This window comes from Pseudomonas sp. CROZ-RG-20F-R04-15 (assembly GCF_022662375.1).
In the GTDB taxonomy this organism is placed as follows: domain Bacteria; phylum Pseudomonadota; class Gammaproteobacteria; order Pseudomonadales; family Pseudomonadaceae; genus Aquipseudomonas.
Genome location: NZ_JAKNQL010000001.1, coordinates 286,459 through 310,861 on the forward strand (window position 1 = coordinate 286,459; position 24,403 = coordinate 310,861).

A 24,403-nucleotide genomic window follows, 5' to 3' on the forward strand; every position below is an offset into this window, starting at 1 on the left:
CCACCTCACATGCCTTCACGTTAAGTTGTCTTGACGACTACTGTATCCATATACAGCGAAAAGGATAAGCGAATCCCAGCGCCATGGGTAGTGGCTTTTTAATGTAGACCGGATTTCGGGTTTGTCAGGGAGACCGTGTCGCAGCATTCGCGAGCAGGCTCGCTCCCACAAAAGCACAGCGGTGCGACCAAACGCCACGGCGCGGGTTTGGCGGCGTCTCGCCATGATGGCGTGGCCTCTTTTCTGCATGAAAACCGTTACGTGCAGAAAACCGTCACGTCCAACACGCATCATCCGCTCGCATTCGGGCTAAGGAACATCATCGTGAAAATCAACTGGGCCGAGAAACTGCGGCAAAACGTGCATCAACTGGCCGAGTCCCTGGGCAACCTGTTCGTCGAAACCTTCCACTATCTGGCGCTGTTCGCCATCGGTGCGGTGACGGCATACGCGGCGGTGATGGAGTTTCTCGGGATGCTCGAGGAAGGCCACATCAAGATCGATGACATTCTGTTGCTGTTCATCTATCTCGAACTGGGCGCAATGGTCGGGATTTACTTCAAGACCAACCACATGCCGGTGCGCTTCCTGATCTACGTGGCGATCACCGCGCTGACCCGTTTGCTGATCTCCAACGTCTCGCACCACAACCCGCCGGACATGGGCATCATTTATCTGTGCGGCGGGATTCTGCTGCTGGCGTTGTCGATTCTGGTGGTGCGTTACGCCTCTTCGCAATTTCCGTCGGTGAAGATCGAAAAGCCACAGCGCACACTGGGCACGGGTTCCAGCGAGCATCCGGAAGTCGAGAAGGGCGAGCTTTAAAGCCCGGCCGCTTGTCCGGGCTGGCTGCTGACGAGGGGCGGTGGCGGGGTCAGCCCGGTGCCGCTGGTCATGGCTTCGAGGATTGCCATGGCGCTGTGACCCTGTTCGATGGCAATGCCGAACTGAATGCTTTGCACCAGTCGCTTGAGGCGCGCAGGGTCATTGCGCTGCTCGGCGCTGATCATGCGTTTGGCCACGATTCGGCCGCTATTGGACAGGGTCAGCATGATGCTGCCGTCCAGGCCCTGAATGCTCAGATTGATCTGATAGTCCGGCGCGAAGGCATCGGTAATGATCTGAAAAGGATTGTCCATGATGCGTCACCGCCTGATTGAACGTGCAGTTGTTGACCGGCCGTGATCGGGTTGGTTCGCCAAACCGGATCACTGACATCTCGTTCGCTGAGGTATGCAATTTCCGTTTGCCTCGGTTGGGATATAGCAAGGGGCATGCCGGGAAAATTAGCGAACAATGAACACGGGCATAAAAAAGGCGAGCCGCTTGGCTCGCCTTTTTTAACAGCCCGGTTTCAGGGCAGAACCGAGTAGATGATCGCTGACAGTGCAATCAGGCCGATCAGCACCACAAACACGTTGGACACCTGGCCCGAATACTGGCGCAAGGCCGGCACGCGACGGATGGCGTACATCGGCATCAGGAACAACAGGCAGGCGATAACCGGCCCGCCGAGGGTTTCGATCATGCCGAGAATGCTCGGGTTAAAGGTCGCCACGGCCCAGCAACTTAGAATCATGAACACGGCGGTTGCGCGGTTCAGCCAGCTCGCCGACATCACCCGACCACGGCTGCGCAGGCTTTTCACGATCATGCCCTGGAAGCCTTCGCTGGCGCCGATGTAGTGGCCGAGGAAGGATTTGGTGATCGCCACCAGCGCAATCAACGGCGCGGCGTAAGCGATGACCGGGGTCTGGAAATGGTTGGCCAGGTACGACAGGATCGAAATGTTCTGCGCCTTCGCCGCAGCCAGATCCGCCGGCGACAACGCCAGTACACAACTGAAGCAAAAGAACATCACCGTGACGACCATCATGCCGTGAGCCATGGCGAGGATGCCGCTGCTCTTGCGTTCGGCCTGCTCGCCGTAGCGCTGTTTCTGATCCACCGCGAACGCGGAGATGATCGGCGAATGGTTGAACGAGAACACCATCACCGGGATCGCCAGCCACATCGTCTTGAAGAACACCGACATCGGCATCGCCTCTTGAGCGCTGGCGAAAAACGCGCCGTTCCAGTTCGGAATCAGGCTGAGCGCGAGCAGCAGCAAGGCTGCGACAAACGGATAAACCAGCACGCTCATGGCTTTGATGATGACGCTTTGGCCGCAGCGCACAATCGCCATCAGACCGAGAATCAACATCAGCGAAAGGATCGCCCGAGGCGGCGGGGCGATGTGCAACTGGTGTTCGAGGAAACTGCTCAGGGTGTTGGTGAGCGCCACGCTGTACACCAGCAGGATCGGGAAGATCGCGAAAAAATACAGCAGCGTGATCAGCTTTCCGGCACCGATGCCGAAGTGTTCTTCGACCACTTCGGTGATGTCTCCGGAGCGACCGGACAGGACGAAACGGGTCAGGCCACGGTGGGCGAAAAAGGTCATCGGGAACGCCAGTACGGCGAGCATCAGCAACGGCCAGAAACCGCCGACGCCGGCGTTGATCGGCAGGAACAACGTGCCGGCACCAATGGCGGTGCCGTACAGCCCGAGCATCCAGGTGGTGTCGAATTTGCTCCAGCCCTTGTGGGCCGTTTCCGTTTTGCTTGTGCGGTCTACAGCGGGATTTTCGGCAGCAGGTGTACGTACATCGGTCATCGGTATCGCCTCGTTATTATTTTTGCTCGGGCTCACGGTTGGCAGACCGTCGGGTGCGGTCTGCCGGGGCGGTCAGGGAATGCGCCTCAGCATTCCACCCAGCTCACAGCCAGGCCGCCCCGTGAAGTCTCTTTGTATTTGTCGTGCATGTCGGCGCCGGTATCGCGCATGGTGCGGATCACCCGGTCGAGGGAAATGAAGTGCTTGCCGTCACCGCGCAGGGCCATTTGCGTGGCGTTGATCGCCTTCACGGCGGCGATCGCGTTGCGCTCGATACACGGCACTTGCACCAGACCGCCAACCGGGTCGCAGGTCAGGCCGAGGTTGTGTTCCAGGCCGATTTCGGCGGCGTTTTCCAGTTGTTCCGGGGTGGCGCCGAGCACATCAGCGAGGCCGGCAGCGGCCATCGCGCAGGCCGAACCGACTTCGCCCTGACAGCCGACTTCGGCGCCGGAGATCGAGGCATTCTTCTTACAGAGAATGCCGACGGCAGCCGCGCCCAGGAAGAAAGCGACCACATCATCGTCAGACGCGTCCGGATTGAATTTCATGTAGTAGTGCAGAACTGCCGGGATGATCCCCGCTGCACCGTTGGTCGGCGCGGTGACCATGCGCCCGCCGGCGGCGTTTTCTTCGTTGACGGCGAGGGCGAACAGGTTGACCCATTCCATCGCCGACAGCGTTGAACTGATCACGTTGGGCTTGCCGATTTCCAGCAGGCTGCGATGCAATTTCGCTGCCCGGCGCGGCACATTCAGACCACCGGGCAGGATGCCTTCGTGACGCAGACCCTGTTCGACGCACTCACGCATCACCGACCAGATGTGCAGCAGGCCCTGACGGATTTCCGCATCAGTGCGCCATGCGCGCTCGTTGGCCATCATCAGTTCGGACACGCGCAGGTTGTGCAGTTGGCACAGCGACAGCAGTTCGGCGGCGCTGGAAAAATCGTACGGCAGCACCACGTCACCGGCCGGCGCTACACCGGACTCAGCTTCTGCCGCTTCGATGATGAAACCGCCGCCGACCGAGTAGTACGTTTGCTCGAACAGCTCGGCCGTTTCGCCAAAGGCTGTCAGTGACATGGCGTTGGGGTGGTAGGGCAGGCTCTCGTCCAGCAGCAGGAGATCACGCTGCCAGTCGAAGGCAATTTCCCTTTGCCCGGCGAGGGACAGTTGGCCTGTCTCGCGCAGTTGCTGGATGCGTGGATCGATGGTCGACGGATCGATACTGTCCGGCCATTCACCCATCAGGCCCATGACGGTGGCGCGGTCAGTGGCATGACCGACGCCCGTCGCGGACAGCGAACCATACAAACGGATTTCCACACGGCGCACATCGTTCAACAGATGCTGATCGATCAGCGCCTGAGCGAAGGTTGCCGCCGCACGCATCGGGCCGACGGTGTGGGAACTCGATGGGCCGATGCCGACTTTGAATAGATCGAAAACACTGATAGCCATGCTAAACCCTTACAAGCAATGGAGTAGGAATCGCTGCCATTTTTTGTAGGACAAGCGCAATGTCGGCGATACTGCCTACCTCGGTCCTACGTGACTAACGAAACTTCCTAAGTAAGCCTTTAGCAGGACTAAACGATGAGTCGTCAATTGCATGCCCAGACCTATGTCTGGCTGCAGGTGTTTTCCTGTGCCGCTCGCCACCTGTCGTTCACCCGATGTGCCGAAGAACTGCACATCACGCCGGGGGCGGTCAGTCAGCAGATTCGCCAGTTGGAAGAGCGGCTCGGCTTTCGTCTGTTTCATCGACGGGCGCGCGGTGTTGAACTGAGCGCCGAAGGGCAGCGTTTGGCGATCACCGTCAATGAGGCGTACGGCAGCATCGATGCCGAATTGCGTCGGCTCGACGCCGGCATGATCAGCGGTATTTTGCGCGTGCGCTCGATTCCGTCGTTCCTCAGCAAATGGCTGACGCCGCGATTGCCGCGCCTGCAACAGCGCTATCCGGACATTCAGCTACGTCTGGTCGCCGAGGACAGCAGCGTACCGTTGCACGAAGGCGACTTTGATCTGGCGATCGATTTGAACGACGGCAGTTACCCGGGATTGTTATCCACAGCCTTGCTCGACGAGCAGATTTTCCCTGTGTGCGCTCCGAGCCTGTTGCGTGGGCGTCCGCCGCTGCACGGGCCGGCGGATCTGGTGCATTTTCCATTGCTGCACGACATCACTGCCTGGCGTGGTAGTTATGAATATGCAGAGTGGGAATTCTATTTGAACGCGATCGGCTTTGAAGGCGCCGACGTACGGCGCGGGCATACGTTCAATCGCAATCACCTGACCATCGAAGCGGCGATTGCCGGCATGGGTGTGGCCATTGCCCGCCGCACCTTGCTTAACGATGAGTTGGAGCGAGGCACATTGATTGTGCCGTTTGGCCTGTCGGTACCGAATCACAAACGTTACGTACTGCTCTATGCGCCGGGTGCTTTAAGCCATCCGGGAGTGCGTGCGGTGCATGATTGGCTGGTCGAGGAGGCGGGAATTTTTCGCAGTTTGCATCCGTTGAATGACGGGCAATTGTGAGCAAATTTTGCCGGGTTGCGAGGCGACCCAACTCCCGACCTTACCAGTGCTTTGCTCGGTTGTCCGGCTTTTTTTGCGAATGAATATTTATCTTTTTTCAGGGGTTGAAATGTTCGCCTGTCGGGCCGATTGTTGTAACCAGGAGGTCAGGAAATTCAACTCAAGGCCTCTGACGAGCTAGCTGAAATAAGGGATGAACTATGCAAATCCAAGTCAACAGCGATAACCATGTTCAAGGCAGTAAACGACTGGAGGAGTGGGTACGTACAACCATTGAGAGCACGCTCGACCGTTATGAAGAAGACCTGACCCGTGTCGAAGTCCATCTGAGCGACGAGAACGGTGACAAACCAGGTCCCCATGACTTGCGCTGCCAACTGGAAGCGCGGCCAAAAGGCCATCAACCGATTTCCGTGACCCACAAAGCCGATTCGCTGGAACAGGCGATCGACGGCGCTGCCGAAAAACTCGAGCACGCCCTGGAGCACCTCTTCGGCAAACTGCGAGGTAAACCACGCGCCGCTGTGGTGCCATTCACCGGCAAGGCCAACGATAAGCTGTTGGCGGAAGAGTTTGACGAGAATGAACAGGCAGCGATCAACAGTTGATACGCTGATTTCATAAGCCACCCAATGAGAACGGGCCTGCGCAAGCAGGCCCGTTTTTGTTTGTGTGGTTGGATGAGGTTCAGGTATGGCTTAAGAGAACAGCCCCTCACCCCAGCCCTCCCGAAACGTCGGACCGCCCGTAGGGAGAGGGGGCCGACCGAGGTGTCTTGCGGGGTACATCGACTTGAAAGACCGAGTCGATTATGGATTCGGCAAAGCGGTTCCAGGTCGAGTCGATTATGGATTCGGCACAGCACGTTCAGGTCGGCGTACATCGCAAGCATCCCCCAATCAGTCCCCTCTCCCTCTGGGAGAGGGTTAGGGTGAGGGCACTTTTCGATTCGCCGCAATTCTTATTATCTGCTCCAGCACATCGTCCATCTGCTGGATCACCTCAAGATTACTGAAACGCACGACTTCAATACCCTTTTGCTTCAGATAGCGTGTCCGGCGCTGGTCATGAATCAATCCCTGCGTTTCAAAGTGCTGACCACCATCCAGTTCAATCGCCAATTTCAGCTCGGCGCAGTAAAAATCCAGCACGTAAGGCGGACAGGGAAATTGCCGGCGAAATTTCAGATTGGCGATTTGGCGGGAGCGGAGTTTTTGCCAGAGCAGGTGTTCGCAGTCGGTTTGATTAACACGTAGATGGCGGGCGAACTGGGCGAGGGTGGGGCGATTTTGCATGCTTCACGATCCTTGTGAAGTTGGTTTGAAGTTTTATTCTAGACCATGACCCGCTGACCCTCACCCCAGCCCTCTCCCAGAGGGAGAGGGGGCCGACCGAGGTGTCTGGCGTTGTACATCGACCTGAAAGACCGAGTCGATTATGGATTCGGCAAAGCGGTTTCAGGTCGAGTCGATTATGGATTCGGCAAAGCGGTTTCAGGGCGAGTCGATTATGGATTCGGCACAGCACGTTCAGGTCGGCGTACCCCGCAAGCATCCCCCAATCAGTTCCCTCTCCCTCAGGGAGAGGGCTAGGGTGAGGGGCTTCTCAATCCTCAGAACGCAACGGATGTCTGCACATAAACCGTACGCGGCTCCCCCACATATTTACCCTTGTTGTTGTCATCAAACGAACGCGTGAAGTACTGCGTGTTGAAAATGTTCTTCACCCCCACCGCCACATTCAGATCCGACAATTGCGGCCCGAAGTCATACCCCGCTCGGCTGCTGAACAGCATGTAGCCCGGGATCTTGCCGGTGCTGCCATCGGCGCTTTCCTTCGAGGTGTTGGCGTTGTCGGCGAACTGGTCGCTCTGGAAGCTGCTGTCCAGATTGAGCTTCCATGGCCCTTCGGTGTAACCGACGCCAATCGTGCCTTTGTGTTTCGAGGAAAACGGCACACGATTGCCTTTGTTCGGCCCGTCTTCGCGGATGGTCGCGTCGACATAGGCATAGGTGGCGTAGACATCGAAACCGGCCAGCGCCGGGCTCAAATCATCCAGCGCGTAATTGATGCTGGTCTCAATGCCCTGGTGACGGGTTTCGCCACGGGCGATCACCGAATCGTTGGTCTGGTTGCTTTCATACTGGTTGTCGAAGTTGATCAGGAACGCGCCTATCTCTGCACGCAACGCACCGTTGTCATAGCGCGTGCCGAGTTCCCAGGTGCGGGCCTTCTCCGGTTTCACTTCGCCGCTGGTAACGCGGTTGGGCATCTGGCTGTATTGCACGCTGCCGAACGAGCCTTCGGTGTTGGCGTAGAGGTTCCAGCTGTCGGTCAGGTGATAAAGCACGTTCAACGCCGGCAGCGCGGTGTTGTAGTCGCCCTTGTATTTGACGTTGGTCAGGTTGTTGGTCTGCTGCGATTCGATCATCTCGTAACGCACGCCCGGGGTGATCGTCCATTTGCCGATGTCGATGCGGTCGTCAACGAAGAACGCATTGGCTTCGGTGCCGCCACGGGTGTCGCGGTCGTTGCGACTGTTGGTGGTCGGGTATTCGTTGCTGGCGATCGGCGTGCGATAGCGCAGTTCGTGGCCGGCTTCGTTGATGTAGCGGTAGCCGACGCCGACTTCATGGCTGGTCGGGCCGAGGTCGAAGCCTTGGGCGAAGCGGGTTTCCAGGCCGCGCACCCAATACTCGCGCGGCGACAGCGAGAGGAAGGTGCCCTGATCCAGATAACCGCTGCGCAGGGTCTTGGTGAAGAAGGTGTTGGCGGTGAATTCGCGGCGATCTTCCTGATAGCGATAGCCGAAATTGAACATCGTGCGGCGGCCCCAGAACTGGTCTTTCGGCCGCGTCGATTGATAAGGATCGGCGTCGTAATCAGCGACGTTCAAACCACCGGGCATGTCAGCCTTGCCTTCGTAATACTGGGCCATGGCGTTGAAGCTGTTGGCTTCGTCGAGCTGGTATTTGCCCTTGAGGATCAGGTCGTCGATCTCGGTGTCGCTGTGCTCGCGCCAGTCACCACCGCGCGTGCCGGAGTACAGCAACGCACCGCCGAGGCCGTTAGCATTGGTGCCGCCAGCCAGCAGGTTGGCGCTGGTCTTGAAGCCGTCGTGGCTGGACGATGGGCTGGTTTCAGTCTGGAAGCCACCCTTGACCGTTGGCTCGTCAGGAATCGCCCGGGTCACGAAGTTGACCACGCCGCCGACGTTCTGCGGGCCATACCGCACCGCGCCACCGCCGCGCACCACGTCCACCGCGTCCATGTTGCCCATGCTGATCGGCGCGAACGACAACTGCGGTTGGCCATAAGGCGCGAACGGCACCGGAATGCCATCCATCAACACCGTCGAGCGTGCCGCCAGTCGCGGGTTCAAGCCACGGATACCGAAGTTCAGCGCCATGTCGTGGCTGCCGGTGCCGTTGTTTTCTGGCGCATTGACGCCGGGGATGCGGTTGAGCACATCGCGCGCCTGAGTCGCGCCCTGGCGTTCGAACTCTTCGCGACGGATCACATCACGGGCACCGGGGTGTTCGAAGACGTTGATCTGCGCCGCATCACCGAGCCAGTCGCCGACGACTTTCGAGGTGTCCAGTTCCAGCGCGGCATCCGCCACCGGTTGCAGGCTGAACGCATTGTTGCCTTCGGCGCGCGCTTGCAGACCGGTGCCTTCGAGCAGCGCATTCAGACCTTGCTCAGGCGTGTAGCTGCCCTCCAGGCCACGGCTTTGCACGCCGCTGGTGACTTGCGAGCCAAACGAAATCAGCACGCCCGCTTCCCGGCCAAACTGGTTGAGGGCGTTCTCCAGCGACGACGGCGCGATGTGATAGGCCTTGGCATCAGCGGCCAGCGCCGCGGGCAGGGCACTGAAACTCAGGCTGGCGCCGAGAACGAGATTGCGCAGGCTGCGAGCCAGTGGCGTGAGGCGAGTGGGGTGCATGGTGGATGATCCTGAGAAGGTTGAATCAAGGGGGCTTTCCTTCTCTGTCACGCCAGATCTGAAAAACGGCTCATTTATTTTTGAGTTTTTTCAAACCCGCGCTTCGACGGTCACCCAGTAGCGGGTAAAGCGCTTCACCTTCACCGGCAAACTGATTTCCAGCAGATCGAGAATCCGCTCGCTGTCATCCAGTGGGTAGGTGCCGGAGATCAGCAGATCGGCGACTTTCTTGTCGCAATTGAGTTGGCCGCGACGGTAGCGGCCAAGTTCATCGAGGAAGTCACCGAGGCGCATGTGCGCGGCCACCAGCATGCCGTCGGCCCAGGCGCCGCTGTTGGCGTCCAATGGTTTGGCTTCGCTGACGGAGGTCGAGCTGAAACTCAGTTGCCGTGCGAGGGGCAACAGCATCGGCGCGCGCCCGCTGGCGCTCAGTTCGACCCGGCCTTCAAACAGCGCGACCTGCGTGTGATCAGCAAACTGACGCACGTTGAGGCGTGCGCCCTGCGTTTTCAAAATGCCCTGAGCCGTGCGTACTTCGAAGGATTGCGCGGCGGTCAGGAGGACTTCGCCTTCGAGCAGACGGATCAGTCGCGCCGAAGTGTCGACATCCACCGCGCTGGCTGTGTTCAGTTGCAACTGATCGCCGGCACCAAGCGCCACTTTGCGCCGTTGCCCGATCGGGCTACGGAAATCGGCGAGTAGCGACGGCAAAGGATTGTGCTCGCGCATGCCCCAGGTGACGGCCGAGCCGGCACCAAGAAGCAGCAGCAGCTTCAGCGCCTGACGACGGCTGCCGGACTTCGGCCCGTTCAACGCCGCGTGCGCCAGCGGCGAAGACACACCGCGCAACCGCTGGTTGACCCGCTGAATGTGTTCCCACGCCCGCCGGTGTTCGCTGTGCGCATCCAGCCACTGTTGCATCGCCAATTGCTGGCGTGGCGACGGTGCGCCCTGCTGCATTTCCATCAGCCAGTGCACGGCCTGCTCGGCCACCTGCGAGGAGAAATCCGCCGCGCGGTTCATAGGGCGAAGTAGCAGCGCATCGCTGCTTTGTTCAGATGCCGTTTGACCGTGGCCACGGAGATACCCAGTTCGGCGGCGATCTGTGGATAAGTCAGGCCATCGACCTGCGCCAGCAAAAAGGCGCGTTTGACCTGACGCGGTAAACCGTCGAGCAACTCATCCAGTTCCATCAGGGTTTGCAGGATGATCGCCTTGTCTTCTTCCGACGGCGCGACCATGTCCGGCATCTGCGCCAGGGTGTCGAGGTAAGCGCGCTCCAGATCCTGACGGCGGTAATGATTGAACAGAACGCGCTTGGCCAACGTCGTCAGAAAGGCGCGCGGCTCGATGATCACCGGGGGTTCGCGGGCGGTCAGCACCTTGATAAACGTGTCCTGCGCCAGATCTGCCGCGCTGTCCGGGCAGCCGAGTTTGCGCCGCAGCCAGCCAGTGAGCCAGCTGTGATGAGCCTGATAGAGCGATTCGACGGGATGGGCGGACGACAACGGTATTACTCCGGGCGCTTGATGGCGCGGTAGAGAGTATGCGTTAGAGAACAAGAACTGTTCGCATTGTAAGGGGCGAAATGCTTAACCGGCAATCAGATGCTTTTGCGTATGAGAATATTTATCATTAATATTGCTCGCCTGTAGGTTCGGCTGATCGGCCGGACGTTTTTCGTTTCAGGGTCGAAACATGAAAGGCAAACTCGCCACACTTCCCATGTCCTATCGTCTGGCGGTCACCTCGCGGGTGCTGGCGGCGATTTTCGGCGGCTATCTGGTGGCGGCGCTGGCCAGTGTCACGCTGACGCTGTGGTTGCCGTTGAGCCGTGCCGAAGCGGTGGTGACCGGCATGACCATTTCCTTTCTGGTCTATCTGGTGGCCGTGCTCTGGTGTTTTGCCTGCCGCACAGCGTGGTCGGCTTGGGTCGGCTTGCTGGTACCGAGCGTGATTCTGGCGACCATCTCCGGCGCGGCGCGTGGATTGGGCCTGGCATGAAAGAGGGCTTCCGTCAGGCGATGGCCTGGCTGCACACCTGGACCGGACTGTTGTTCGGCTGGTTGCTGTTCGCGATTTTTCTGACCGGGACGCTGGCCTATTTCAAGGATGAAATCAGCCACTGGATGCAGCCGGAAATCCCCGCGCGTTCGGTGAGCGCCGAGACGAGCCTGACGCTGGCTCAGGATTATCTGCAACAACATGCGGCTGGCGCGTCACGCTGGCTGATCGATTTGCCCGATGCCCGCGATCCCGGCATGACCGTGCGCTGGCAGCCAGCGCCGGCCAATCCCGGCGAGCGCGGGCGTTTCGAATCGAAAACCCTCGATGCGCAAACCGGTGCAGAAGTGCAGTGCCGTGAAAGCATGGGCGGTGAATTTTTCTACCGTTTCCACTTCCAGTTGCAAATGCCTTATCCGTGGGGCCGTTGGCTGGCGACCATTGCCGCGATGGTGATGTTCGTTGCGCTGATCACCGGGATCATCACCCACAAGAAAATCTTCAAGGACTTCTTCACCTTCCGCCCGCGCAAGGGCCAGCGCTCCTGGCTCGACGGGCACAACGCGGTGGGTGTGCTGGTGTTGCCGTTTCACCTGATGATCACCTACAGCAGTCTGGTGATTTTCATGTCGATGGTCATGCCGGCGAGCATCGTCGCTTCATACGGCAGTGACGTGCGTAAGTTTTATGACGAAGTCTTCCCTGCTTCGAAAACCCCGGAACGCGCCAACATCGAGGCACCGTTGGCGGCCATGGCGCCGCTGTTGAGCAAGGCCAGCGAGCAATGGTCGGGCGGCCACACGGCGCGCCTTTCCGTGAGCAATCCGGGGGATGCCAATGCCACGGTGGTGCTGTCGCGTGCCGGCGACAGTGTCGTGCATGATTTCGGTCGCGCTGTGACCTTCGATGGTGTGACCGGGCAGATGCTCGGCAGCACACCGGAGCAACCGATGGCGATGGCGGTGGGTGGCGCGTTCTATGGTTTGCACATGGGCCACTTCGCCGGGCCGGTGCTGCGCTGGCTGTACTTCATCTGTGGGCTGGCGGGTACGGCGATGATCGGCACCGGGCTGGTGATCTGGCTCGGCAAGCGTCAGCTCAAACATGCCAAGAGCGGCGTGATGCCATTTGAATTGCGCTTGGTTGAAGTGCTGAACATCGCCAGCATGGCCGGGCTGGTGTCGGCGGTCGCGGTGTTCTTCCTGGCCAATCGTCTGTTGCCGGTGAGCCTGATCGGGCGTGCGGATTGGGAAGTGAATGCGTTCTTCATCGCTTGGGGTTTGAGTGTGCTGCACGCGCTGCTGCGTCCGGGACGAAAGGCCTGGGTCGAGCAACTCAGCCTGAGCGCCGCACTGTTTTTGGCGGTGCCGCTGGTCAATGCGCTGACCACCCCTTGGAACCTCGGCGCCGCCCTGATGCAGGGCGATCGGGTGTTGGCCGGGTTTGATCTGACGTGCCTGGCAAGCGGTGCGTTTCTGGCTTGGGCCGCGTGGAAAATGCAGCGCGCCGGCAGCCCTGTCAGCGTAAAAAAGCCTCGTCGCGAAAAGCCCCGGCCGATCACCCTTGAGCACGGGACGAATTGATGCTTTTGCCTTTGTTGCTGACATACGTCGGGTTCACCGCGTTGTGCCTGTCGATGCCTCGCCACCACGATGAATTGCTCGGCGAAAAACTTTCCGTCTCGCGTCGTCAGGGGCTGAAAATCGCTGGCTGGTTCTTGCTGTGTCTGTCGCTATGGGCTGCCGTCTCGGCGAACGGCTGGAGTTTCGGTCTGGTCGACTGGTTCGCCGTGCTGATGCTCAGCGCCTTGGCACTGGTCTTGTTGCTGTCGTATCGCCCGCGTCTGGCCTTGGCGCTGGCCGGGGTCAGTCTGCTGACCAGTCCGGTCGCCGCATGGGCGCAGTGCTGAAGTGCTGATCGGTCTGCCGCCGGAATCCCGCGAAGACGAGCCGCGCGGGGCGCGTGCGCATTTTCTTCAGGTGTTTCTGTCGCAACGTTCGCAAATGGAGGCGCTGGTGAACCGGCGCGTCGGTTGTCGGGCGACGGCGGCGGATCTGGTTCAGGATCTGTTTTTGCGTTTCTGGCGGCGGCCGCTGGTGCAGGTCGAAGAACTCAGCACCTACCTTTTGCGCTGCGCCGGCAACATCGCCATCGATCACCTGCGCAGCGAAGGCACGCGCACGCGCGTCAACGAGGGCTGGCAGCCGGACGCGCCGGATAGCCACGGCAGCGAACCGCAAGCAGCGCTGGAAGCGGGCAATGATCTGCGCCATGTCGAAGCGGCGTTGCGCGCCTTGCCCGAGCGCACCCGGCAGATCTTTTTGCTCAATCGCATTCACGGCCGCAAGTACGCGGAGATCGCCAAAGCCATGGGCCTGTCCCAAAGTGCCGTGGAAAAACATATGATGCGCGCCCTCGAGGCCTGCAAGGCCAGCCTGCGCGAACCCGCGCCACGCCTGCCAGGGAAAGCACCGTGAAACCATCTGATTCCGTCGTTCCGACGCCCGCGCAAGAGCAGGCCGCGTTTGCCTGGCTGAGCCTGTTGCACGATCGGCCCAGCGCCGGCGATCAACTGACGTTCAGCCAATGGCTGCGCGCCGATCCGGCGCATGCCGAGGCTTACGCGCAGGCGCAGGTGCTGTGGGAACTGAGCGAAAGCCCGGCGCGAACGCTGGCCGATGAAGAGTCTTTGGCGTTGCAGGGCTTTCTCGATGCGATGGATCGCCCGCGTCATTCGCCGCTTTTGCGTTGGTCGGGGGCACTGGCGATGGCGGCGTGTCTGTTGCTGATGGTCAGCCTCGGCAGCGGCTGGCAACCGCAACGCTGGATTGATGATCTCGGCGCGGATTACGTTTCGGCGCCGGGTGAAATACGCACCGTGACCTTGGCTGATCAATCGCAAGTAACGCTGGATGCCGACAGCGCGATCGCCGTGGATTTCACTCATGGCGAACGGCATGTTCAGCTGCGTCGTGGTGCTGGGTTTTTCACGGTTACGCACACCGGCGAGCCGTTTGTGGTCGAGGCCGAGAAGGGCGAGGCGCGGGTGCTCGGCACGCAGTTCGAAGTACGTCTGCAACCTCACGGTGCGCAGGTCACGGTGTTGTCCGGGCGCGTGGGGGTGACGGCGGATCGCGGTGGCGAACAGCAGATTCTCACCGCCGGTCAGCAGGTTGCTTACGGCGAAGGCTCGGCGCAAAAGCTTCACGCGTTGGACAGCGAGGCGCAACTGGCCTGGCGTCAGGGCTGGCTGACGTACTACAAGTCGACACTGGCGGATGTGGTGGAGGATCTGCGGCGTTATTACCCGGGGCGGATTGTCTTGCTCAACGACGAACTGGCGGCGCGCAAGGTCAGCGGCAGTTTTCCGAGCAAGGATCCGCACGCCGTTTTGAATTCTCTGCAAGGGGTGATGGGGTTTGAGCAGCATCAGGTGTTGGGGCATCTGATTATTGTGCGCTGAGGCTTATGGCCTCTTCGCGAGCAGGCTCGCTCCCACAGGGGAACGCATTCCAAAATGTGGGAGCGAGCCTGCTCGCGAAGGCGTCGGCCGAAACAACACCCTTCCAAAAATATTTTCATATTTGTGGTGAGGTAAACCCGAGCCCCATCCGTGTAGTGACTGAAACTGCGAGTCATTCGCATCCGTTGCGGTTCTACACAGGTCATTGAGTCATGAAGTCCAGGGCAAAATCGGGTTCGGTCAAACAGTGGTTAAGCGTGTCGGCATTGAGTTTTTCGGCATTGGCATTGCTGCCGATAAGCGTGTCTCTGGCCGCTGAAACCGTCAGCAGCCAGGCGCAAAAGCAGTTCAATTTTTCCCTGGCCGCCAAACCGCTGCCGCAAGCCTTGAGCGACTTCAGCCGCGTCACCGGGCAGAGCGTGGTCTACACCGACGAAGCGCCGTACGGCCTCACCGCGCCGGCAGTCAATGGCCAGATGAGTGCCGAGCAGGCACTGCAACGCTTGCTCAGTGGCTCTGGCCTCAACTTCCGCCGCACCGATAGCCACACGCTGGCGCTGGAGCCCAAACCCACCGAAGGCGCGTTGAATCTCGGCGCCACCACCATCACCTCGATGCGCGACGAATCGATGAGTTATCAGCCGCCGGAAACCAGTTCGGTGATGCGCTCTTCGGCCTCGCTTCAGGAAATCCCGCAGACCGTCAACGTCATTCCGGCCCAGGTCATCCGTGATCAGGCACCGCGCAATCTTGACGATGCACTGGCCAATGTCAGCGGCATCACCCAGGGCAACACCCTGGGCAGCACGCAGGATTCGGTGATGACTCGCGGTTTCGGTGATAACCGCAACGGCTCGATCATGCGCGACGGCATGCCGATCGTGCAGGGGCGCGGCATGAACGCCACCGTCGATCGGGTTGAAGTACTCAAAGGCCCGGCATCGTTGCTCTACGGCATTCAAGACCCGGGCGGCGTGGTCAACATGGTCAGCAAGAAGCCTGAACTGACGCAATACAACGCTCTGACCCTGCGTGGCTCGACTTACGGCGACGGCAAGAACGGCAGCGGCGGCACCCTCGACAGCACCGGCCCGCTGGGCGATTCCGGGCTGGCCTATCGCATGGTGCTCGATCACGAAGACGAAGATTACTGGCGCAACTTCGGCACTCACCGCGAAACCCTGATCGCGCCGTCGCTGGCCTGGTTCGGCGAAAGCACCAAGCTGTTGTTTGCCTATGAGCATCGCGAATTTCTCACGCCGTTCGACCGTGGCACGCTGATCGATCCGCGCACCAATCATCCGCTGGATATCTCGCGCAAAGAACGCCTCGACGAGCCGTTCAACAACATGGAAGGCCGCTCCGACCTCTATCATTTTGAAGCCGACCACGACCTCAATGATGACTGGAAAGCCCACTTCGGTTACAGCTGGAACCGCGAGACCTACGACGCCAGCCAGGTCCGCGTGACCGCCATCGACACCAAAAAGGGCACGCTGACCCGCAGCATGGACGGCACGCAGAATGCGATCAGCACCGACCGTTTCACCACCGCCAGCCTCGAAGGCAAGGTCAAGGTGTTGGGCATGCAGCATGACCTGGTGTTCGGCGTCGACGACGAGTACCGCAAGATCTACCGTGAGGACCTGATCCGGCAGAAAAGCCTGACCACGTTCAGCTACCTCAATCCGGTGTATGGCCGCGAAGTTGCCGGCACGACCGTCAGCGCACCCGACAGCGCGCAGACCGATGAACTGCGCAGTGATTCGGTGTTCATGCAGGACTCGATTCACCTCAACGATCAGTGGATTCTGGTCGCTGGCGGGCGCTTTCAGGAGTACGACCAGTACGCCGGCAAAGGCGTGCCGTTCAAGGCCAACACCGACAGCAACGGCCAGAAGTTCGTCCCGCGCGCAGGTCTGGTGTATCGCTACACCGACGCCTTGTCGTTCTACGGCAGCTACACCGAATCGTTCAAACCCAATTCGACCATCGCCCCGCTGAGCGGCAGCAGCACCGTGCTCGACGGCAGCATCGCGCCGGAAGAAGCCAAGTCGTGGGAACTCGGCGCGCGGCTGGACCTGCCGGGGCGTGTCACCGGCAACATCGCGTTGTTCGACATCAAGAAACGCAACGTGCTGGTGGCCAATTCCGAAGGCCCGACGACGATTTACAGCGCGGCCGGTGAAGTGCGTTCACGCGGTCTGGAAATGGACCTGAGCGGTCAATTGAGCGACCGCTGGAGCATGATCGGCAGCTACGCCTACACCGATGCCGAAGTGACGGAAGACCCGGACTACAAAGGCAAGCGCCTGCAAAACGTAGCGAAGAATTCCGGCTCGCTGTCGGCGGTGTATGACTTCGGCAGCGTGATCGGCGGCGATCAATTGCGCGTCGGTGCCGGTGCGCGATATGTCGGTGAGCGTGCGGGTAACGCGGTGAATGATTTTGACCTGCCGAGCTATACCGTGGCTGATGCGTTTGCCACGTACGACACCAAAGTCGAGGGGCAGAAGGTCAAGTTTCAGCTCAATGTGAAGAACCTGTTTGATCGCACTTACTACACCTCGGCGGCGAGCCGGTTCTTTGTGTCGATGGGGGATGCGCGGCAGGTTTCGCTGTCCAGCACTTTGGAGTTTTAAGGCAAGATCAAAGGCCCCTCACCCTAACCCTCTCCCGGAGGGAGAGGGGACTGATTGGGGGATATTGGAGAGCTCCGCCGACGTGATCGATCTTTACCGAATCCATAATCGACTCGGTCATTCAGGTCGATGTATAGCGCCAGACAGCTCGGTCGGCTCCCTCTCCCTCCGGGAGAGGGCTGGGGTGAGGGGAATAGGGCTCAACGCAAAAACGCCTGCCGATACTCACCGGGCGTCCCGCCCAACACCTGCTTGAACCGATTAGTGAAATGACTCGCGCTGGCAAACCCGCACGCCAGCGCAATCTCGCCCAGCGGCAACGCCGTCCCGCGCAACAACTCCCGCGCCCGGCTCAAGCGCCGCGCCAACACATACTGGTGCGGTGGCAGGCCGAAACTCGTGCGAAACATCCGCGCAAAGTGGTATTCCGACAGCGCGCACAACCCGGCCAATTGTCCGAGGCTGATCGGCTCGGCCAACTGAGTGTCGATAAACTCCACCAGTTGCCGACGCTGATGCGGCGCCAGTCCGCCCTTCAAACGCAAACCCTGACGCGCGCCGACTTGGCTGAGCAAGGTGTGACTGATCAGTTCATGGGCGAGGCTGCTGGTCAGCAAGCGTTCGGCGGGTTCGTCCCAGTTCAGGCTCAGCAACTGCCGAAAGCGCTGCGCCTGCTGCGGGGCGTCGAGAAAGGTCTGCTCGCGCAACTGCATCTCTCGCGGTTCGCGATCAAGCAAGGTGACGCAACCGAGGGCGAATTGTTCAGCGCTGAAATACAGATGCGCCAAGCGAATATCGCCGTTGATCACCCAGCCCGATTCGTGATCGGCCGGCAGGATGCACAGCTTGTCCGGCCCACCCTTGTGGCCCGGTTGCCCGCGACGAAACGTACCGGTGCCACCGGCGATGTAACAGGACAGGGTGTGGTGACTCGGCGCTGCGTACTCCTGGGCATCGTGGTGATTGGTCCACAAAGCGGCAGACAAGCCGTCACCGAGCTCGGCGCTGTGCACCAGGCGTGCATTCGGCGAGCTGTTCAACGCTTGAAAGACTTGCAGGGTATCGATGGCGGCCATGAGCGGTTCTCTTCAACGCCTTGCATCCTACTCCGTAGACGCCGCGCTGCCAGCCTGCCGCCCGACAAAAGCGCAAGAATCTGCAAGCGCGCAAGGCACACGAGGGCAGACACTCAAGGCCTATCGAGGAGTGTGTGTCATGAACCTGTCGTTGTATTTTTTGACCGTGCTGATCTGGGGCACCACCTGGATTGCGCTGAAATGGCAACTGGGTGTGGTAGCGATTCCGGTGTCGATCGTCTATCGCTTCGGCCTCGCTGCGCTGGTGTTGTTTGCGCTGTTGCTGCTCAGCCGTCGCCTGCAACCGATGAACCGCCGGGGGCATCTGATCTGCGTGGCGCAGGGGTTGTGTCTGTTCTGCGTCAACTTCATGTGCTTCCTGACCGCCAGTCAGTGGATCCCCAGCGGTCTGGTTGCAGTGGTGTTCTCTACTGCGACGTTGTGGAACGCGCTGAATGCCCGGGTGTTCATCGGCCAACGCATCGCGCGCAATGTGCTGATGGGCGGTGCACTTGGGTTGTTCGGCCTGGGCATGTTGTTCTGGCCGGAACTTGCCGGGCATCAGGCCAGCCCGCAGACCTTGCTCGGCCTCGGCTTGGCGTTGTGCGGCACGTTGTGTTTCTCGGCGGGCAACATGCTCTCGAGTCTGCAGCAGAAGGCCGGTCTCAAGCCGCTGACCACCAATGCCTGGGGCATGGCCTACGGCGCGGCGATGCTTTCGGTGTGGTGTCTGGTCAAAGGTATTCCGTTCGACATGGATTGGAGCCCGCGTTACGTCGGCGCGCTGCTGTATCTGGTGATCCCGGGTTCGGTGATCGGCTTTACAGCTTATCTGACGCTGGTCGGGCGCATGGGCCCGGAGCGTGCGGCTTACTGCACCGTGCTGTTTCCGGTCGTGGCGCTGAACGTCTCGGCATTTGCTGAAGGTTATCAATGGACAGCGCCGGCGCTGGTCGGTCTGGTGTTAGTGATGCTGGGCAATGTGCTGGTGTTTCGTAAACCGAAAGCAGTGGTGCCGCCAGTACAGGGTAAGTTGGCTTGAAATAAACGAGCGCTGAACGTCAGCGCTCGACTTTCAAGGTGATGTAAATCATTACCGGGAAGATGAAGTCAACGATATGCCGTGCCCAGTCCTTGGCATTCCATGATTGCGAAGTGTCCATGTCAAACCATTCCACACCCACGGTTTGCAAGCACACGTAATAAATGAAAATGGCTGCCAATATGCCCATGATCGAGAACTTTTTTGCCTCGTGGAATACTTCTGCGGATGCGTTGATGTGGCGATATAACTGATAGGTGCCTATCAGGCACAGCACCGTATACGTAACTTCCATGGTGATGATGAACCAGTAGATCCGGTGATGGATCATCGGTGATTCAATGGCACGGTACTTGATGGTTTCACTGGCGGTGGTGGTGTCCATACTCAGGATATGAGCCACGTAGGTGTAGTTTGAATTGTAGTCGGTGAAGTTGTGGATCATCACCAGCACGCCAAAGAAGCTGATGTAAGCCATTAATATGACTTTGCTGTAACGAATGAGTTTGTCGGTTGTCAGGGTGTTCAAGGTATTGGCTCTCCATAGCGTTTGTCGATTATTCGACAGGCAGGAGAGCTTATAATGCTGCTGTTTAATTGGCTTTGTTGTTCGATTTCAAGTTGTGTAAGGCGTAACTAACGGGCAAGTGCGATAGCGCACTTGCCCGTGGCTTTTTATCCGCGCCAGACTTGCGGGTTGACCAAGTCCTGCGGGCGCTCGCCGAGCAGGGCGCTGCGCAGGTTGGTGAGGGCGCGATTGGCCATGGCTTCGCGGGTTTCATTCGTCGCCGAGCCGATATGCGGCAGGGTCACGGCGTTGCTCAACTGGAACAGCGGTGATTCGGCCAGCGGTTCCTTTTCATAAACGTCCAGACCGGCGCCGCGAATCCGCTTGTTTTGCAGGGCTTCGATCAGGGCCGGTTCATCGACGACCGGGCCACGGGAGATGTTGACCAGGATGGCATCCGGTTTCATCAGGGCCAGTTCGCGATGGCTGATGAGGTGGCGGGTCTTGTCGCTGAGCGGCACCACCAGGCAAACGAAATCGGCCTCGGCGAGCAGTTGATCGAGGCTGCGAAATTGCGCGCCGAGTTGTTCTTCGAGTTCGGTTTTGCGGCTGTTGCCGCTGTAGATAATCGGCATGTTGAAGCCGAAGTGGCCACGACGGGCAACGGCGGCGCCAATGTTGCCCATGCCGACAATGCCGAGGGTTTTGCCGTGGACGTCGCAACCGAACAGCGGGGCGCCGACGCTGGCTTGCCATTGCCCGGCCTTGGTCCAGGCGTCGAGTTCGGCGACGCGGCGGGCGCTGCTCATGATCAGGGCGAAGGCGAGGTCGGCGGTGCTTTCAGTGAGCACATCCGGGGTGTTGGTGAGCATGATTCCGCGTTCGTTGAAGTAGTCGAGGTCGTAGTTGTCGTAGCCGACGGAGACGCTTGAGACCACTTCCAGTTTTGTGGCGGTTTCAAGTTGGGCGCGGCCGAGTTTGCGGCCGACGCCGATGAGGCCGTGGGCGTGGGGCAGGGCTTCGTTGAATTGGGCGTTGATGTCGCCGGCTTTTGGGTTGGGGACGATGACGTCGAATTCTTGTTGCAGGCGTTCGATCATGGGTGGGGTGATGCGGCTGAAGGCCAGGACAGTCTTTTTCATCGTTTTTGGCTCTTGTTCGGGCTTGATACCAAGCACGCTAACATTTCTGGCTTGGGGTTGTCTTGGCGGCCTCTGGGCCGACCATGTTGTGGTTGTTCGGTGTGTATATCCGTTTCTTCGGTAACGGCGGCTTAGGGTTTCGCCCTGACGGCGACTCACTTTTTTTACAAACGCCTAAAAAAAGTAAGCAAAAAAACGCTTGCTCCTGCGTGCGGCCCGCTCGCTGGGGCTCGGGGTTCCTTCGCTGCGGGATCGATCCGGGCGCAGCGCCTACGGTTTGCTTCGCTGCACCTCCTCTCGCTGTTTTTGGCTGCGCCAAACGGTCGCTGCGCTCCCACGCCCGGATCAATCCCTGCGCTCAGCCTTCCGACGTCGCCCGTGGATCAAGATCAAAAGCAGGCGAGCTGACACTCGGCCTATTGAGTGGTGAGGAGCAACAGCGCGCTCGGCTTTGGATTGGTTGTGGATTCGCCCCTCACCCCAGCCTCTCCCGAGGGAGAGGGAGCCGATTTTTGAGCTTTTCGAAGAGTGTGTTCGACTCGGTATTTCACGTCGGCGTAGCTCACCCAAACACCTCACCCTAGCCCTCTCCCTCCGGGAGAGGGCTAGGGTGAGGGGCTTTTGATCTGATTCAGAATCTGAGTTTGACTCGGTATTTCACGTCGGCGTAACTCGTCCAAACACCTCGGTCAGTCCCCTCTCCCTCCGGGAGAGGGCTAGGGTGAGGGGCTTTTGATCTGATTCAGAATCTGAGGGTCGACTCGGTATCGCACGTCGGCGTAGCTCGCCCAAACACCTCGATCAGTCCCCTCTCCCTCCGGGAGAGGGCTAGGGTGAGGGGCTTTTGATCTGTTTCAGAATCTGAGGGTCGACTCGGTATCGCACGTGGGCGTAGTTCACCCAAACACCTCGGTCAGTCCCCTCTCCCTCCGGGAGAGGGTTAGGGAGAGGGGCTTTTAGCTGTATGTATGCCGGGGATTGGGAGATTTCGTGGTTATCCAGCACGCGGTTCACCGCCAGTTCGGCAAGCATGATGATCTGCTGAATCGCCAGAATCGTGCGCCGTTGCGGCAGGTCGATGTAGGCGGCGATGTCGCTGGTCATGAGGCTGGCTTGTGCCAGAGATTCGCAGGCGTGGACCAGCAGGCTTTTGTGGTCCTTTTCGGGGGAAATCTGGAACACGGTGAGTTTTTGGAAGCGGTATCAACATTGGCTGATACCCGCTAGCGCCTGCACTTGGGTCAGACTTTACGACCTATCTTCTTGATAAACTCAAGGCCCTGGACATCAATCTGACCATCATGAACTTGATGCAGCTCATATGTGTCGAAATCTACAAAACTAAAGTTGAAGGCTGCCTTGAAAGTTCCCTCGGTAATATCAAATTCTTCTACAAAAATAAACCCTGCGTTTTTAGCACTTGTATAGCCTTTCGTATGTGAGCCTGATGTATATGAAAATCTGAACGGGGAGGGAAAGTACTTCGTGCTGAATTCAGTCCTTCCATGCTTAATATCTGCATCAAAAGTGAGGTTGATAGTGAATGAGGTGGTAGAGGACTTCTGGTAAGTTACTTTTAGCGCGACTATTTTGTTATCGGTAACAAAATGGTCGGGTTTTCCTTCGAACTTGTCGGTGACGTAGTCTTTGTTTAGTTTGGCAGTTACAGTGCCTTCACCTGATTTATTAAGTTTTTCAAGCTTCAGATCTTTAATGGGCATGTCTTGCTCCTTCAACGCTAGGTCGGTGTGACGACATCATTGTTCGGATAAAGCGATAAAATAGGTACTGTCAGATCTGACAGGTTTCCTATATCGATTGGCTATTAAAAATCAATCGGAAGATGATTTTTGGAACTTGATTGCCCACTTCAGGTTTGCGTCCATTGGACGATGCTTAAGTTGTGTCAGGCGGTCATCCGGCATCATTCAAGGGAGAGGGAGCCGATTTCTAAGCCTTTCAGAATTTGAATTCGACTCGTTATTTCACGTCGGCGTAGCTTACCCAAACGCCTCGGTCAGTCCCCTCTCCCTCCGGGAGAGGGCTAGGGTGAGGGGCTTTTAGCTGTGTGCCGGGGATTGCGGGATTTCGTGGTTATCCAGCACGCGGTTCACCGCCAGTTCGGCAAGCATGATGATTTGCTGAATCGCCAGAATCGTCCGTCGTTGCGGCAGGTCGATGTAGGCGGCGATGTCGCTGGTCATCAGGCTGGCCTGTGCCAGTGATTCGCAGGCGTGGACCAGCAGGCTTTCGCTGTCCTGTTCCGGGGCGACCTGGAACATGGTGCTGGGTTTGTGGAAGCGCAGGGTGAGGGCGTTGGGTTTGAGGTAGTGGTCGAGGGCGCGTTCGGCGGCTTCGTGGAATTTCTTTGAGCCGGGGAATTCGTAGGGGGTGGTGTCGTCGGTTTCGGGGGGATTTTGAGGGGGATTGAGCACGGTGGAACTCCTTGAAGTGCTCCATTCATAAGCCGAGCGACCAAGCCCGGTTGCTGATTCGTCAGCGACACCCAAATCCTAGCCACCGCACTTCCGACAGACAACCGTCAAAACCTGTCGGAAACATCCGCGAATTCTCTGTGTTCGTAGGAGTTGTTGTAGGTGCGTATTGCTTGATTTTTAAACAGAAAGTCCCTCGGTCACAGGCTGTGGCTGATCTGCGCGAATATGACGTTCTGTTTAAAGTCAGCCCGATGGCCGCAGCCGAACTTAAGTCCTGCCCGCTGGATGGGAAGACACGCGCTCGGCTTTTGTTTTGCGGTGAATTTACCCCTCACCCCAGCCCTCTCCCCTAGGAGAGGGAGCCGATTTGTGGGCTTTTCAATATCTGAGTTCGACTCGGTATTTCACGTCGGCGTAACTTTCACAAACACCTCGATCAGTCCCCTCTCCCTCCGGGAGAGGGTTAGGGTGAGGGGCTTTTAGCTGTGTGCCGGAGATTGGGAGATTTCGTGGTTATCCAGCACGCGGTTCACCGCCAGTTCGGCAAGCATGATGATCTGCTGAATCGCCAGAATCGTCCGCCGTTGCGGCAGGTCGATGTAGGCGGCGATGTCGCTGGTCATGAGGCTGGCTTGTGCCAGTGATTCGCAGGCGTGGACCAGCAGGCTTTCGCTGTCCTGTTCCGGGGCGACCTGGAACATGGTGCTGGGTTTGTGGAAGCGCAGGGTGAGGGCGTTGGGTTTGAGGTAGTGGTCGAGGGCGCGTTCGGCGGCTTCGTGGAATTTCTTTGAGCCGGGGAATTCGTAGGGGGTGGTGTCGTCGGTTTCGGGCGGATTAGGCGTTGGTTTGAACATAGGAAACATACTCGTGGCAAGTTGAGTTGAAGCTGCCACTTTTCGTTTTCCAGGCGAAAGGGTGGCAGCTGTACGCAGACTGGAAA

General features: G+C 58.9%; 23 protein-coding genes and 1 pseudogene. 10 read left to right on the plus strand and 14 right to left on the minus strand.

The annotated features are described in order from the left end of the window. The first annotated feature begins 324 nt into the window (after positions 1-324). Entirely contained in the window at positions 325-825 is a 501-nt protein-coding gene (locus L8H52_RS01230) for a phosphate-starvation-inducible PsiE family protein (RefSeq protein ID WP_008087776.1), read from the plus strand. Here the strand turns inward: L8H52_RS01230 and L8H52_RS01235 are convergent. The 3 genes from L8H52_RS01235 to L8H52_RS01245 form a co-directional block, all read right to left on the minus strand. Next, entirely contained in the window at positions 822-1,139 is a 318-nt protein-coding gene (locus tag L8H52_RS01235) for a DUF3509 domain-containing protein (protein WP_242205186.1), read from the minus strand. The two genes, L8H52_RS01230 and L8H52_RS01235, sit on opposite strands and share 4 nt — an antisense overlap. Positions 1,140-1,354: 215 nt before the next feature. After that, entirely contained in the window at positions 1,355-2,656 is a 1,302-nt protein-coding gene (locus L8H52_RS01240; RefSeq protein ID WP_242205184.1) for a serine/threonine transporter, read from the minus strand. An 86-nt stretch (positions 2,657-2,742) separates the two neighbouring features. Further along, positions 2,743-4,119 carry an L-serine ammonia-lyase gene (locus tag L8H52_RS01245; RefSeq protein WP_242205181.1) on the minus strand — a complete coding sequence of 459 codons (1,377 nt, stop codon included), beginning with the start codon at positions 4,117-4,119 and terminating at the stop codon, positions 2,743-2,745. A gap of 135 nt (positions 4,120-4,254) precedes the next feature. Here L8H52_RS01245 and L8H52_RS01250 point away from each other — a divergent pair, with 135 nt between their 5' ends. Beyond that, positions 4,255-5,202 (plus strand): LysR substrate-binding domain-containing protein, encoded by a 948-nt coding sequence (locus L8H52_RS01250; protein WP_007914183.1) that lies wholly within the window; start codon positions 4,255-4,257, stop codon positions 5,200-5,202. Positions 5,203-5,402: 200 nt separating this feature from the next. After that, positions 5,403-5,810 carry an HPF/RaiA family ribosome-associated protein gene (locus L8H52_RS01255; protein WP_064119419.1) on the plus strand — a complete coding sequence of 136 codons (408 nt, stop codon included), beginning with the start codon at positions 5,403-5,405 and terminating at the stop codon, positions 5,808-5,810. Positions 5,811-6,128: 318 nt separating this feature from the next. On the opposite strand, the gene L8H52_RS01260 is transcribed toward L8H52_RS01255, so the two are convergent. The 4 genes from L8H52_RS01260 to L8H52_RS01275 form a co-directional block, all read right to left on the minus strand. Then, positions 6,129-6,497, minus strand: a complete 369-nt coding sequence (locus tag L8H52_RS01260) for an endonuclease domain-containing protein (RefSeq protein WP_242205179.1) — start codon at positions 6,495-6,497, stop codon at positions 6,129-6,131. A gap of 317 nt (positions 6,498-6,814) precedes the next feature. Further along, on the minus strand, positions 6,815-9,148 hold the full coding sequence (gene fecA / locus L8H52_RS01265; RefSeq protein ID WP_242205178.1) for a TonB-dependent Fe(3+) dicitrate receptor FecA: 2,334 nt from the start codon (positions 9,146-9,148) through the stop codon (positions 6,815-6,817). A 90-nt stretch (positions 9,149-9,238) separates the two neighbouring features. Next, positions 9,239-10,171 carry a FecR family protein gene (locus L8H52_RS01270; RefSeq protein ID WP_242205176.1) on the minus strand — a complete coding sequence of 311 codons (933 nt, stop codon included), beginning with the start codon at positions 10,169-10,171 and terminating at the stop codon, positions 9,239-9,241. Next, the gene (locus L8H52_RS01275) at positions 10,168-10,656 is read right to left on the minus strand and encodes a sigma-70 family RNA polymerase sigma factor (protein WP_242205174.1); all 489 of its coding nucleotides are present in this window, start codon (positions 10,654-10,656) and stop codon (positions 10,168-10,170) included. The genes L8H52_RS01270 and L8H52_RS01275 overlap by 4 nt, the downstream gene beginning before the upstream one ends. Before the next feature lie 190 nt (positions 10,657-10,846). On the opposite strand from L8H52_RS01275, the gene L8H52_RS01280 reads away from it, so the two are divergent. The 6 genes from L8H52_RS01280 (at position 10,847) to L8H52_RS01305 (ending at position 17,257) form a co-directional block, all read left to right on the plus strand. Further along, positions 10,847-11,152, plus strand: a complete 306-nt coding sequence (locus L8H52_RS01280; RefSeq protein ID WP_242205171.1) for a DUF3649 domain-containing protein — start codon at positions 10,847-10,849, stop codon at positions 11,150-11,152. Then, on the plus strand, positions 11,149-12,735 hold the full coding sequence (locus L8H52_RS01285) for a PepSY-associated TM helix domain-containing protein (RefSeq protein WP_242205169.1): 1,587 nt from the start codon (positions 11,149-11,151) through the stop codon (positions 12,733-12,735). Before L8H52_RS01280 ends, L8H52_RS01285 begins: the two co-directional genes overlap by 4 nt. Beyond that, positions 12,735-13,061 (plus strand): DUF3325 domain-containing protein, encoded by a 327-nt coding sequence (locus tag L8H52_RS01290; RefSeq protein WP_242205167.1) that lies wholly within the window; start codon positions 12,735-12,737, stop codon positions 13,059-13,061. Before L8H52_RS01285 ends, L8H52_RS01290 begins: the two co-directional genes overlap by 1 nt. Position 13,062: 1 nt before the next feature. After that, positions 13,063-13,629, plus strand: a complete 567-nt coding sequence (locus L8H52_RS01295; RefSeq protein ID WP_242205166.1) for an RNA polymerase sigma factor — start codon at positions 13,063-13,065, stop codon at positions 13,627-13,629. After that, a complete protein-coding gene (locus tag L8H52_RS01300) occupies positions 13,626-14,615 on the plus strand; it encodes a FecR family protein (RefSeq protein WP_242205164.1) in 990 nt (329 codons plus the stop codon). The genes L8H52_RS01295 and L8H52_RS01300 overlap by 4 nt, the downstream gene beginning before the upstream one ends. 212 nt (positions 14,616-14,827) lie before the next feature. Further along, positions 14,828-17,257 (plus strand): TonB-dependent receptor, encoded by a 2,430-nt coding sequence (locus L8H52_RS01305; RefSeq protein WP_242205162.1) that lies wholly within the window; start codon positions 14,828-14,830, stop codon positions 17,255-17,257. Positions 17,258-17,457: 200 nt separating this feature from the next. On the opposite strand, the gene L8H52_RS01310 is transcribed toward L8H52_RS01305, so the two are convergent. After that, entirely contained in the window at positions 17,458-18,333 is an 876-nt protein-coding gene (locus tag L8H52_RS01310) for an AraC family transcriptional regulator (protein ID WP_242205160.1), read from the minus strand. Positions 18,334-18,472: 139 nt separating this feature from the next. Here L8H52_RS01310 and L8H52_RS01315 point away from each other — a divergent pair, with 139 nt between their 5' ends. Then, a complete protein-coding gene (locus L8H52_RS01315) occupies positions 18,473-19,375 on the plus strand; it encodes a DMT family transporter (RefSeq protein WP_242205158.1) in 903 nt (300 codons plus the stop codon). Between the two features lie 19 nt (positions 19,376-19,394). On the opposite strand, the gene L8H52_RS01320 is transcribed toward L8H52_RS01315, so the two are convergent. The 6 genes and pseudogenes from L8H52_RS01320 to L8H52_RS01345 all read right to left on the minus strand — a co-directional run bounded on the left by L8H52_RS01320 (position 19,395) and on the right by L8H52_RS01345 (position 24,317). Continuing rightward, positions 19,395-19,904 carry a DUF2165 domain-containing protein gene (locus tag L8H52_RS01320; RefSeq protein WP_242205157.1) on the minus strand — a complete coding sequence of 170 codons (510 nt, stop codon included), beginning with the start codon at positions 19,902-19,904 and terminating at the stop codon, positions 19,395-19,397. A gap of 146 nt (positions 19,905-20,050) precedes the next feature. Continuing rightward, complete coding sequence (locus tag L8H52_RS01325) at positions 20,051-21,025, minus strand: D-glycerate dehydrogenase (protein ID WP_242205155.1); 975 nt, start codon at positions 21,023-21,025, stop codon at positions 20,051-20,053. 975 nt (positions 21,026-22,000) lie between these two features. Continuing rightward, positions 22,001-22,210, minus strand: a pseudogene (locus tag L8H52_RS01330) (hypothetical protein); the annotation flags it as partial. A gap of 56 nt (positions 22,211-22,266) precedes the next feature. Continuing rightward, the gene (locus tag L8H52_RS01335; RefSeq protein WP_242205153.1) at positions 22,267-22,746 is read right to left on the minus strand and encodes a hypothetical protein; all 480 of its coding nucleotides are present in this window, start codon (positions 22,744-22,746) and stop codon (positions 22,267-22,269) included. 339 nt (positions 22,747-23,085) lie between these two features. Beyond that, positions 23,086-23,460, minus strand: coding sequence for a DUF6124 family protein (locus tag L8H52_RS01340; RefSeq protein WP_242205151.1), 375 nt, complete (start codon positions 23,458-23,460; stop codon positions 23,086-23,088). Between the two features lie 482 nt (positions 23,461-23,942). Next, the gene (locus L8H52_RS01345; RefSeq protein ID WP_093436220.1) at positions 23,943-24,317 is read right to left on the minus strand and encodes a DUF6124 family protein; all 375 of its coding nucleotides are present in this window, start codon (positions 24,315-24,317) and stop codon (positions 23,943-23,945) included. Positions 24,318-24,403 lie beyond the last annotated feature (86 nt).